This window comes from Aestuariivirga sp. (assembly GCF_965227715.1).
Classification (GTDB): Bacteria; Pseudomonadota; Alphaproteobacteria; order Rhizobiales; family Aestuariivirgaceae; genus Aestuariivirga.
This window is the reverse complement of sequence record NZ_OZ245771.1, coordinates 3,720,087-3,732,119: the sequence shown is the minus strand read 5'-3', so window position 1 is coordinate 3,732,119 and position 12,033 is coordinate 3,720,087. Positions and strand designations below refer to the sequence as shown.

General features: G+C 61.8%; 10 protein-coding genes. 3 read left to right on the top strand and 7 right to left on the bottom strand.

Features of this window, described 5'->3' with window-relative positions:
- Positions 1-97: 97 nt before the first annotated feature.
- Both ACO06F_RS17580 and ppk2 read left to right on the top strand, forming a co-directional pair.
- Entirely contained in the window at positions 98-841 is a 744-nt protein-coding gene (locus tag ACO06F_RS17580; RefSeq protein WP_421694028.1) for a hypothetical protein, read from the top strand.
- A gap of 117 nt (positions 842-958) precedes the next feature.
- Entirely contained in the window at positions 959-1,921 is a 963-nt protein-coding gene (ppk2, locus tag ACO06F_RS17575; RefSeq protein ID WP_421694027.1) for a polyphosphate kinase 2, read from the top strand.
- Between the two features lie 33 nt (positions 1,922-1,954).
- On the opposite strand, the gene ACO06F_RS17570 is transcribed toward ppk2, so the two are convergent.
- From ACO06F_RS17570 to ACO06F_RS17555, 4 genes are all read right to left on the bottom strand, one after another.
- Positions 1,955-3,247, bottom strand: coding sequence for an adenylosuccinate synthase (locus tag ACO06F_RS17570; RefSeq protein ID WP_421694026.1), 1,293 nt, complete (start codon positions 3,245-3,247; stop codon positions 1,955-1,957).
- Positions 3,248-3,356: 109 nt separating this feature from the next.
- On the bottom strand, positions 3,357-4,943 hold the full coding sequence (serA, locus tag ACO06F_RS17565; protein WP_421694025.1) for a phosphoglycerate dehydrogenase: 1,587 nt from the start codon (positions 4,941-4,943) through the stop codon (positions 3,357-3,359).
- 41 nt (positions 4,944-4,984) lie between these two features.
- Complete coding sequence (locus ACO06F_RS17560; RefSeq protein WP_421694024.1) at positions 4,985-6,109, bottom strand: phosphoserine transaminase; 1,125 nt, start codon at positions 6,107-6,109, stop codon at positions 4,985-4,987.
- Positions 6,110-6,260: 151 nt separating this feature from the next.
- Positions 6,261-6,797, bottom strand: a complete 537-nt coding sequence (locus ACO06F_RS17555; protein WP_421694023.1) for an outer membrane protein — start codon at positions 6,795-6,797, stop codon at positions 6,261-6,263.
- A gap of 318 nt (positions 6,798-7,115) precedes the next feature.
- Between ACO06F_RS17555 and ACO06F_RS17550 the strand changes: the two genes are divergently transcribed.
- Positions 7,116-7,634 (top strand): hypothetical protein, encoded by a 519-nt coding sequence (locus ACO06F_RS17550; protein ID WP_421694022.1) that lies wholly within the window; start codon positions 7,116-7,118, stop codon positions 7,632-7,634.
- Here the strand turns inward: ACO06F_RS17550 and glmM are convergent.
- The 3 genes from glmM to ftsH are packed head-to-tail and all read right to left on the bottom strand — an operon-like array spanning position 7,609 to position 11,936.
- Entirely contained in the window at positions 7,609-8,976 is a 1,368-nt protein-coding gene (gene glmM / locus ACO06F_RS17545) for a phosphoglucosamine mutase (RefSeq protein WP_421694021.1), read from the bottom strand. The genes ACO06F_RS17550 and glmM overlap by 26 nt on opposite strands.
- Before the next feature lie 15 nt (positions 8,977-8,991).
- Positions 8,992-10,014 (bottom strand): dihydropteroate synthase, encoded by a 1,023-nt coding sequence (gene folP, locus ACO06F_RS17540; RefSeq protein WP_421694020.1) that lies wholly within the window; start codon positions 10,012-10,014, stop codon positions 8,992-8,994.
- On the bottom strand, positions 10,014-11,936 hold the full coding sequence (gene ftsH, locus ACO06F_RS17535; RefSeq protein ID WP_421694019.1) for an ATP-dependent zinc metalloprotease FtsH: 1,923 nt from the start codon (positions 11,934-11,936) through the stop codon (positions 10,014-10,016). The genes folP and ftsH overlap by 1 nt, the downstream gene beginning before the upstream one ends.
- Between the last annotated feature and the right edge of the window lie 97 nt (positions 11,937-12,033).

Here is a 12,033-nt window from a genome sequence, read left to right as displayed (position 1 = left end):
TAGACCGTGAGCCTGTGCATGCTCTTATGGCAAAAGGGGTTTCCACTTTTGCGGATCATGCTCTAGTTTGCGCCCCGATCGAAACATCATGGGTCTCATGCGCAAGCTTTCACCGACCAAGGCAATCACCCACGCGTTGAAGTCCGTCTGGACCTACCGCAGCGTGGCCATTCGCATCGCCATGCTATGGGTGCCAGTCATGTTCATCTGCGGCCTGCTCGAACTCTATGTGGGCCCGCCCGATACAGAGGCCCAGCAGCTGAGCTCCGTCAATCTGATTCAAATGGGCACGGGCATTCTTTCCATCATCGCCGTCTGTTCCATGGCTGTCAGCTGGCATCGCTTCATCCTGCGTGACGAGTTGAGCCACGGTCTCCGCCTTGACGCCAATGTGCTGCGCTATGCGGGGAACACGCTGCTGATCATGCTGGCGATGCTGGTTCCCTCGCTGCTGTTCCTCGTGGCCGTTCTGGGCGCTCCGGCAACAGCCGCAATCGGCCTTCCCGCGCTGGTGCTTTTGGGCGGGGCCATCACGAGGCTGTCGATCAAGCTTCCGGCCGTCGCCCTCGGCAACCGGGAATTCACCTTCGGAAATGCCTGGGCCGCGAGCGAAGGCAATTTCTGGCCCTGCCTCGGCGTCTTCCTGCTCAGCTGGGCAATCACCCTTAGCGGGCTTCTTGTACTGATCCTCGCAGGTGGCGCGCTTGAACAGGTGAACAGCCTGTTCGGGCAAGTCTTCACCCTCGCAGGGGCCGTTCTGCTGCAGCTGTTTTATTCGATCTTCAACGCCTCCGTCTTCACCTCGCTCTATGGGTTCTTCGTGGAGCGGCGCGACTTCTGAAGCTGAGCGGCGCGACTTTTAACGCTGAGCGGCGGAACGTCTGAGACTTGATCAAAGTCAAGGGAGCAGCCCGCTGCGGGGCGCACAATCGGCCCTTCATCAGTTCAGGGGGGCACCATGTCAAACACCAATCCGGCAGCAACGGCACCTCAACCGGTGGTGACACCTGAAGCACCCCCCAGTGCGGAGGCAGAGCCCCATGAGAGGCTCCCGCCCGCGAAATTGCGGCACAGCCCGGAGGCGATCCGCCACGCCTTCGAAACGGGCGAATTTCCCTACAAGACCAGGCTTGGCACAAGGACCTATGAGGAGCAGATGGCGCCCCTCCAGGTCGAGCTCCTCAAGCTGCAGAACTGGGTCAAGGAGACGGGCGAGCGCATCATCGTGCTGTTCGAGGGCCGCGATGCCGCCGGCAAGGGCGGCACCATCAAGCGCTTCATGGAACATCTGAACCCGCGTGGCGCCCGCGTCGTGGCGCTGGAAAAGCCAAGCGAGCGCGAACGCTCCCAATGGTATTTCCAGCGCTATATCGAAAACCTGCCGTCTGGCGGGGAAATCGTGTTCTTCGACCGCTCCTGGTATAATCGCGCCGGCGTCGAACGGGTGATGGGCTTCTGCTCGCCCAATGACTATCTCGAATTCATGCGCCAATGCCCGGAGCTCGAACGCATGCTGGTGCGCACCGGCATCAGGCTGTTCAAATTCTGGTTCTCCGTCACGCGCGAAGAACAGCTGCACCGCTTCCTCTCCCGCGAGAACGACCCCTTGAAGCAATGGAAGCTGTCTCCCATCGACAAGGCCTCCATCGACAAGTGGGATGAATACACTGAAGCCAAGGAAGCGATGTTCTTCTACACCGACACGGCAGATGCGCCGTGGACCGTGATCAAGTCCGATGACAAGAAGCGCGCCCGGCTGAACTGCATGCAGTTCTTTCTCTCATCCCTCCCCTACCCCAACCGCAATGCCAAGGTGGTGACAGGCCCCGATCCGCTGATCGTGGGCACCTCCGCCCACGTGATCGGGCGGGCTGACCACATCCTCGGCAGAATGCTGCGGCCGGGAAAGGGCAAGCGGTAGAGCGGCGCGCGCCGCTTTATTTGGCCGCCCTGATCAGTCCTCGAAGGGATCCTTCATCAGGATCGTGTCCTCGCGTTCGGGAGAGGTGGACAGCAGCGCCACCGGGCACTCGATCAGCTCCTCGAGATACTTCACATATTTGATCGCCTGTGCGGGAAGCTGCGACCAGCTGCGTGCGCCTGCCGTCGTTCCCTTCCAGCCTTCGAAGCTTTCATAGATCGGCACAACGCGCTTCTGTGCTTCCTCAGCCGCCGGCAGACGGTCGATCTTGCGGCCATCCACCTCATAGCCGATGCCGACCTTGATCTCGTCGAGCCCGTCCAGCACATCGAGTTTGGTCAGCGCAATTCCATGAATGCCGGACGTCTTGATGGCCTGGCGCACCAGGACCGAGTCGAACCAGCCGCAGCGGCGCTTGCGGCCCGTCACCGTTCCGAATTCGCGGCCGCGCTGTCCGATGTATTCGCCGACTTCATTCTCCTGTTCCGTCGGAAACGGTCCTGAGCCCACGCGCGTGGTGTAGGCCTTGGCGATTCCCAGCACATAGCCGATGGAGGACGGCCCAAGGCCTGAGCCCGCCGCCGCCTGCCCCGCCACGGTATTGGAGGATGTCACATAAGGGTAAGTGCCATGGTCGATGTCGAGGAGAATGCCTTGCGCACCTTCGAACAGGATGCGCTTTCCATCCCGCTTCATGTCATCGAGCAGCGCCCACACGGCGTCCGAGAAGGGCAGAACGCGGGGTGCGATTTCGGCAAGCTGCGAAATCAGGTCTTCCCCCTTCACCTCCGGCTGGCCCATGCCGCGGCGGAGCGCATTGTGGTGCGCCAGCAGGCGCTCGATCTTGGGGTGGATGGTGGAGAGATCAGCCAGATCATTCACGCGAATCGCCCGGCGGCCCACCTTGTCTTCGTAAGCCGGGCCGATGCCGCGGCCGGTGGTGCCGATCTTGCCCGCCCCCGCAGCCGCTTCTCTGATCTGATCGAGCTCGCGGTGCAGCGGCAGGATCAGTGTTGCATTGCCGGCAATGCGGAGGTTGGCGCGCGAAATATCCACGCCCTGGCTCGACAGCTTGTCGATCTCGGCGGCCAACGCCCAGGGGTCGATCACCACGCCATTGCCGATGACAGAGAGTTTCCCCGGCCTGACAATGCCGGACGGCAGTAGCGAGAGCTTGTAGGTCACGCCGTCGATCACCAGCGTGTGCCCGGCATTGTGACCGCCCTGGAAACGCACCACCACATCGGCGCGCTCCGACAGCCAATCCACCAGCTTGCCCTTGCCTTCGTCACCCCATTGGGCGCCGACCACCGCAACATTCGCCATTTCAGGCTCCTTGTCATTCATAGCAACGGCCCCGTGCGGGGATGCCGCCGGAGCCGTTACGGGCTCTTACACCATCAGACGCGGAAGGCAAACCGGAGAAGTGACCTGCTCAAAATGCCAGGGACTTCGCCTGTTTCACATGCGGAAGGCTGGAGACGGCTTTGAGCACCTCCGGCGGCGGCGTCTCATCGATGGAGACGAGGCAGATCGCTTCTCCCCCCTGGGCCTTGCGGCCGAGATTGAAGGTGGCGATGTTGACTCCCGCATTGCCCAGCAGCATGCCCAGCGCGCCGATGAAGCCCGGCTTGTCCTCATTCGTCACATAGAGCATGTGCGGGCCGAATTCGGCCTCCATATCGATGCCCTTGATCTGGATGATGCGCGCCTTCCCATCCGAGAACACGGTGCCCGCGACAGAGCGCTCCATGGTCTCCGTCTTCACGGTGAGGCGGATATAGGTTTCATATGCACCGCGCTGCGTCTGCTTCACCTCATCCACCTTGATGCCGCGCTCGCGCGCCACCACGGGGGCGGACACCATGTTGACCGTGCCCAGCATCGGCTGCAGGATTCCGGCCAGGGCCGCTGAGGTCAGCGCGCGGGTATTCATTTCACCCACATCGCCCGCATATTCGATAACGATGCCGGTGATGGCTTCATCCGTCAGCTGCCCCGCGAAGGATCCGAGGCGCTCGGCCACGGCGATGAAAGGCCTGAGCCGGGGCGCCTCGTCAGCCGAGATCGACGGCATGTTGAGCGCATTGGAGACAGCACCTGAAATCAGATAATCCGCCATCTGCTCCGCCACCTGCAGCGCCACATTTTCCTGCGCTTCGCCGGTGGACGCACCCAGATGCGGCGTGGCCACCACATTGTCGAGCTCAAAAAGCTTGTGGCTGGTGGCAGGTTCCACTTCGAACACATCCAGTGCCGCACCCGCCACATGTCCTGATCTCAGCGCATCATAAAGCGCATCCTCCACCACCAGGCCGCCCCGCGCGCAATTGATGATGCGCACGCCCTTCTTGCACTTCGCCAGTGCCGCAGCATCGATGATGCCCCGCGTCTTGTCGGTGAGCGGCGTGTGCAGCGTGATGAAATCCGAGCGCCGGAAGATCTCGTCAAGCTCCACCTTTTCGACGCCGATCTCGATTGCGCGTTCCGGCGAGAGGAAGGGATCAAACGCGATCACCTTCATTTTCAGCCCCAGCGCACGGTCCGCCACGATGGAGCCGATGTTGCCGCAGCCGATCACGCCCAAGGTCTTGTTGAACAGCTCCACCCCCATGAAGCGGTTCTTCTCCCACTTCCCCGCATGGGTGGAGGCATTGGCCTCGGGGATCTGCCGGGCCAGCGCCATCATCATCGAGATCGCATGTTCAGCAGTGGTGATGGCATTGCCGAAGGGCGTGTTCATGACCACGATGCCGCGCTGCGTGGCGGCTGGAATATCCACATTGTCAACGCCGATGCCGGCGCGTCCGATCACCTTCAGCCTGGTGGCGGCGGCGATGATCTTGGGCGTCACCTTGGAGGCAGAGCGGATGGCGAGCCCATCATAATTGGGAATGGCGGCAAGCAGCGCATCCTTGTCTTTCCCCAGATCGGGGAGGTAGTCGACCTCCACCCCACGGTCACGAAAGATCTGCACGGCGGTTTCGGAAAGCTTGTCGGAAACGAGAACGCGAGGGGCCATGGACGGCACTCCTGATGTAAGGTGGACTTGAGAGGATGAAATCAGGCCGTGGCCTGGGCATAGGCCCAGTCAAGCCACGGCATCAGCGCTTCGAGATCGGAGGTCTCGACGGTGGCGCCGCACCAGATTCGCAGGCCCGGCGGCGCATCGCGATAGGAGCCAATGTCGAAGGCCGCCTTCTCCGCTTCGAGCAGCTTGACCATTTTCTTCGGAACACTCTCATCGGCCTTGAGCGTCAGGCACACGGAGGTGTTGGAACGCGTGGCGGACACTTGCGCGAGATTTTCCGCATATTCGCGCGAGTCGATCCAGCGCTGCACCACGGCGGCATTGGCATCGGCCCGCGCCAGAAGGCTGTTGAGCCCGCCAAGCTTCTGCGCCCATTCCAAAGCCACGATATAATCTTCAACGCAGAGCATCGACGGCGTATTGATGGTCTCGCCCTCGAAGATGCCGGCGATCAGCTTGCCGCCGCTGGTGAGGCGGAAAATCTTGGGGAGCGGCCATGAAGGCGTATAGCTCTCAAGGCGCTCCACAGCGCGGGGGCCCAGGATCAGCACGCCATGCGCGCCTTCGCCGCCCAGCACCTTCTGCCAGGAGAAGGTGACCACATCGAGCTTGGAGAAATCCATCGCCTGCGCGAAAGCAGCAGACGTCGCATCGCAGATCGTCAGGCCCTTGCGATCAGCTGCGATCCAGTTCGCATCGGGCACGCGAACGCCCGATGTCGTGCCGTTCCAGGTGAAGACCACGTCATGGCCGAAATCGACAGCAGAGAGATCGGGAAGCGCGCCATAGCTCGCCGTCAACTTTCGCGCATCCTTCAGCTTCAGCTGCTTCATCACATCGGAGACCCACCCGTCCCCGAAGCTTTCCCAGGCCAGCATGTCCACCGGGCGCTCGCCCAGAAGGGACCACATGGCCATTTCAACCGCACCCGTGTCCGAGGCCGGAACGATGCCGATCAGATGCGTGTCCGGCACCTGCAGAACCTCACGCGTCAGCGTGATGGCGTGTTTGAGGCGTGCCTTGCCCAGACTCGAACGATGCGAGCGGCCCAATGATTCGGTGTTGAGAAGGTGGGGTGCCCAGCCAGGGATCTTGGCGCAGGGGCCGGACGAGAAATGCGCGCATGCCGGGCGCGCCGCCGGTTTCGTGTTCGTCATCTTGTGCTCCATCCTTGCAGATGAACCGGCCCTCGGTGGGGAGGGCTAGCCCGCAGCCCGTATCGCGCATTTGGGCTCCGTCTGCAAGTGCACAAATGAAACGGCCCGCACCAGAGGCGCGGGCCGGTTCGATCGTCAATCCGCGGCGGGATTAGAAGCTGTAGCGGAGACCCACCAGCGCTTCATTGGCATAAACATCTTCCGAGAAGATCTGACGGTAGCGATAGCCGATATCGGCGCTCAGATTATCCGTCAGGCTCACTTCGATGCCGGCCATGGCCGCAAACGCAGCGCCGTCCTTCTTGCCGCCTTTATCGCCATCGTCAGACCAGCCATAGCCAACGCCCGCACCCAGATAGGGCGTCACGATGGTTTGGGTGGGGATGTCGAAATAGACGTTACCCAGCACCGAGTTGAAATACTGATCGCCATTTCCAAGCCCGGCAAGATCACCGCGCACATCGGCACGGAGGTTGCTGTTGAACTTGTAGCCCACACCGCCGCCGCCGACAAAAGCGCTGTTGCTGTTGTCATCGGTGTTGAGCCAGGACCAGCCGAGATCGCCACGGATGTAGAAGGCCGAGTCGCTCACAACGGCTTCGGGCGTGTAGGCATCGGCCGCAAACGCGGTGCCCGAAAGACCGGCGAGCATGCCGATGCCGAGCAGTGCCTTGGTGATGGACTTCATGTTTTTTACTCCCTTGCAAACACTGAACTTGAATGTCCAAAAGCTAGAAGCGTTCCGTGACCCAAGCCGGGCATGAATGGGGCGGAAACAAGTCACGGCTTCAATGTTGCAGGAGAGCAACAGAATTTGTTCCGATCTGATGGATGCTGTTCAGTCTCTGGTTACCATGTTGCGAAAGCACGAGTTTACGGGCCCTTTCCCTCGCGTGATATGCCAGCCTTCGCTGGAGTGACGGAGCGTCTGGAGCGCAAATCTTCAACTGATATCATTTGACCGGACGGTGCATTAGGATCCGTTGGGCTCATCGGGAGACATGGCATGAAGCGCATATTGGCAGTTTCAATTCTTCTCGGCATGGCGGGGCCTGCCCTTGCGGAGTGTCCCATAGGCAGCATCGAAAGGGCATTGAATGCCCCGCTCGAAGGATTGAAAAAGACGGAACGCAGCGTCAGCGATGTTCAGTCCACGGAGGGTGGTGTCTGGCGCATCTACAAGAAAAAGGATGGCACGCTACAATCGATTGTTCGCATCGATGGCGGCGAATCCGGCATGAGCGAGCGGCGCTTGAGCGTGCTTGATCCGAAGGCCTATGGCATCGCCGTCACCCGGGTGGAATATCTGCGGCACGCCTTCATCGAGGAAGGTGGCCCCAATGGCACCGCCCGCCGCGTGACGGAGTATTTCTATTTCTGCGGCGGCAAGCTTCACCTGCCACCTGCGGACTTTGCCACGCAGGATCTCGATGCCTATGCCAAGGCAGGCACAGAAGCCCAGAAGGCGATGCTGCGGGACAAGGACATCGCGGCGGACGTCAAGCTGCTGGCGAAGCCTGACTAGCCGCAGCCTGGGCAATGGCGCCGCACAACTGGTCAACGATGGCCTTCACCAGCCCCTCATCATCGCCTTCCGCCATCACACGGATTACGGGCTCCGTGCCGGAGGGGCGGATGACGAGACGGCCCGAATTGCCAAGCCGCTGCTCGGCCTCGGCAATGGCATCGCGCACGTGGCGGTCCTGCAAGGGCGCACCTTCCTTGAAGGTCACGTTCTTCAAAACTTGCGGCAGCGGCGTGAAGAGATTGCAGACTTCGCTCACCGGCTTCCCCTGGCGTTTCACCTCCGCCAGAACCTGAAGGGCGGCCAGAAGCCCGTCTCCCGTGGTCGAGAAATCCGAGAGAACGATGTGGCCAGACTGTTCGCCGCCCACATTGTGGCCATGGGCGCGCATGTGCTCGACCACGTAACGGTCCCCCACCTTGGTGCGCGCGAGAGTGAGCTTCTGTTCGGCCAGATACCGCTCCAGGCCGAGGTTGGACATCACGGTGGCGACGAGACCGCCGCCCCGCAATTCGCCCCGCTTGGCCCAGGATGAAGCGATCAGCGCCATCAGCTGGTCGCCATCGACCACGCGGCCACGGTCATCCGCAATGATCACCCGGTCCGCGTCGCCATCAAGCGCGATGCCGATGTCCGCCCTGAGCTCCCGCACCTTGGTGCACATGGCCTCCGGGTGGGTGGAGCCGCAGCCCTCATTGATGTTGATGCCGTTGGGCTCATCGCCGATCTGGATCACCTCGGCGCCCAGCTCCCACAAGGCGGTGGGCGCCACGCGATAGGCCGCGCCATTGGCCGTGTCGATCACCACGCGGAGGCCATCGAGCGTCATGTCCTTAGGGTACGTGCGCTTGGCGAATTCGATATAGCGCGCCTGGGCATCCTCGATGCGCTTGGCGCGGCCGATCTTGTCAGAAGCCGCAAGCGTCATCAGCGCGGGATTCTCGAGCATCGCCTCGATCTCGAGTTCCTGCGCGTCCGAAAGCTTAAAACCGTCAGGCCCGAAGATCTTGATGCCATTGTCCGCATACGGATTATGCGAGGCCGAAATCATCACCCCCAAATCGGCGCGCATGGAGCGTGTGAGCATGGAAACCGCGGGCGTTGGTACGGGCCCGAACAGGAACACATCCATGCCCGCGGCCAGAAGCCCGGAGGTCAGCGCATTCTCGATCATGTAGCCGGAGAGCCTGGTATCCTTTCCGATCACCACGCGGTGGCGGTGGTTGCCGCGGCGATAGAGATTGCCCGCGGCCATGCCGATCTTCAGCACCATGTCTGCGGTCATTGCGCCCGCATTGGCGCGCCCGCGCACGCCGTCCGTTCCGAAATACTTCCGCGCCATGGAAACTCCCCTCACTCAGAGACCGCTCGAGTCCGGATCGGCAATTGCCCCTGCCACCGCCAGCGCCTCGACCGTCGCCTTCACATCATGCACGCGAAGAATATGCGCTCCGTTAAGAGCTGACCAGACAGCTCCACCCACCGATCCGTTGACGCGGTTGCCCGCCACTTTCTCGCCCGTCAGCGCACCGATAAAACCCTTGCGAGAAAGTCCCATCAAAAGCGGAACACCCAGTCCATGATAGAGCGTGAACTGGCGCAGCACATCCAGATTGTGGCGGAAGCTCTTGCCGAAGCCGATACCTGGGTCCGCGATGATCCGCTCCCGCGCGATGCCAGCGGCAACGCAGGCCGCAATGCGGGCCTCGAGCCAGTCATAGACATCGAGGGCCACGTCATCATATTGCGGGCTCAGCTGCATCGTTTTGGGGTCGCCCTGCGCATGCATCAGGATGACGGGGCATGAGGCCTCCGCCATGGCCTCCACCGCGGCGGGCTCATAGGTGAGCGCGGCGACGTCATTCACGATGGCCGCACCCGCCTTCAGCGCCGCGCGCATGACCTTTGCCTTGCGTGTGTCGATGGAGACGGTATGGCCACCCGCCGCAAGCGCCTCAATCACCGGCAGCACCCGGCGCAATTCTTCCTCTTCTGAAACACCTTCTGAGCCGGGCCTCGTGGACTCGCCCCCAACATCGATGATGTCCGCCCCCTCCTTCGCCATCGCAATTCCATTGGCGATGGCGCGCGCGGTTTCAGCATTGCGGCCGCCGTCGGAGAAACTGTCAGGCGTCACGTTCACAATGCCCATGATGAGCGGGCGCTCGGCATTGAGGAAATCCGGCAACACCATCTGCCGCGGCAACATGCCATTGCCGAAGCTGCGGCGCAGCGTGGCGCCGTCCCGCTCAATGCTCTCAACCACGGTGTAGGCAATTGCGGCAAGGCCGCCGAGCGATGCTCCGCGGCCTTGGCTGATCACTTGCCGTGCGTCAGCCCCATAGACGAGCCCCGCCGGCCGAACATAACGCGTCTTCATCAGGCTTGCGGCTGAGGTTCCATGCCGCCCGCGCCGCCGGCCTTGGGCTGGCCGGTGGAGGGAACGGAAGACGACGCCTTGGACGCACGCTTGCTGCCATCGGCATCGTCGCGCTTGGGCGGCGTGCCGTTCAGCAGGTTCTTGATCTCATCGCCCGAGAGCGTTTCATATTCCAGAAGGCCCTGGGCGAGCGCAACCAGTTCATGGTTCTTGTCCGTCAGGATACGCCTGGCGGTGGAGAGCCCGTCAAACACCAGGCGCTTCACTTCCTGGTCGATCTTCTGGGAGGTCTCTTCCGAGATGTTCTGCGTGCGGGACACGGAGTGGCCGAGGAACACCTCTTCCTGGTTCTCGCCATAGGCCACCGTGCCGAGCTCATCCGAATAGCCCCAGCGCGTGACCATGGCACGGGCCAGGCGCGTCGCCTGCTCGATGTCGGACTGCGCACCCGACGTGACGTTCTCCTTGCCGAAGGTCAGCTCTTCCGCAATGCGCCCGCCCATCATGATGGCAAGGCGCGACGTCATCTGCGTGTAGCTCATCGACAGGCGGTCACCTTCGGGAAGCTGCATCACCATGCCCAATGCGCGGCCGCGCGGAATGATGGTGGCCTTATGCACAGGGTCGGACTTCGGCACATTCATGGCAACGAGTGCGTGGCCCGCCTCATGATAGGCGGTCAAGCGCTTCTCATCCTCGGACATGGCCATGGAGCGCCGCTCCGCACCCATCATCACCTTGTCCTTGGCCTCTTCGAACTCGGACTGCGTCACCATGCGCTTGTTGCGGCGCGCGGCAAGAAGGGCAGCCTCGTTGACGAGGTTGGCGAGATCAGCGCCGGAGAAGCCCGGCGTTCCGCGCGAAATGGTCTTGGCATCCACATCGGGCGCCAGCGGCACATTGCGCATATGCACTTTCAGGATCTTCTCGCGGCCCTGAACATCAGGGTTTGGCACCACGATCTGGCGGTCGAAGCGGCCAGGGCGCAGCAGTGCCGGGTCCAGCACGTCCGGACGGTTGGTTGCGGCAACCAGGATCACGCCCTCATTGGCCTCGAAGCCATCCATCTCGACCAGAAGCTGGTTCAGCGTCTGCTCGCGCTCGTCATTGCCACCGCCCAGGCCCGCACCACGATGGCGGCCCACGGCGTCGATTTCATCGATGAAGATGATGCAGGGCGCGTTCTTCTTGGCCTGCTCGAACATGTCACGCACACGCGATGCGCCGACGCCCACGAACATTTCAACGAAGTCCGAGCCCGAAATTGTGAAGAACGGAACATTGGCCTCACCCGCAATGGCGCGCGCCAGCAGCGTCTTGCCGGTGCCGGGAGGACCCACCAGCAGCGCGCCCTTCGGAATCTTGCCGCCGAGACGCTGGAACTTGTGAGGGTCCTTCAGGAAGTCGACAATTTCGACCAGGTCGTCCTTGGCCTCTTCGACGCCTGCGACGTCCTCGAAGGTCACGCGGCCGTGGCGCTCGGTCAGAAGCTTCGCCTTGGATTTGCCAAAGCCCATGGCCTTGCCGGAGCCTGCCTGCATCTGCCGGATGAAGAACACCCAGACGCCGATCAGCAGCAGCATGGGCAGCCAGTAGACCAGGGCATTGGTGAGGAGCGAGTCGTTCTGTGCGGTGCGGAAAGTGATCGAGACGTTCTTGCCACGCAATTCCTTCAGCTGGTCCTCGAAATACATGAGAGGACCTGTGGTCTGCACCGTGGACCCATCCGTCAGCTTGCCGGTGATGTTGTCACCGGTGATGATCATGGACTGGATGCCGCCGGAATTGGCCTTGTCGAGGAATTCCGAATAGCTGATCTCGGAGCTCGAGGGGCGGCCAACCTGGCCCTGGAATACGCTGAACAGCGCAAACAGCAGCAGGGCGATAACGATCCAGACGGCGAAATTTCGGAATTGGTTCACGTGATCCCTCGCATATTGCCGCCCGGCTTCAACCGTCGGGCGGCGGCACTGTCCTCAGAATTGGATACTAACATAGGTTGGCCCAAAGATATTTCCA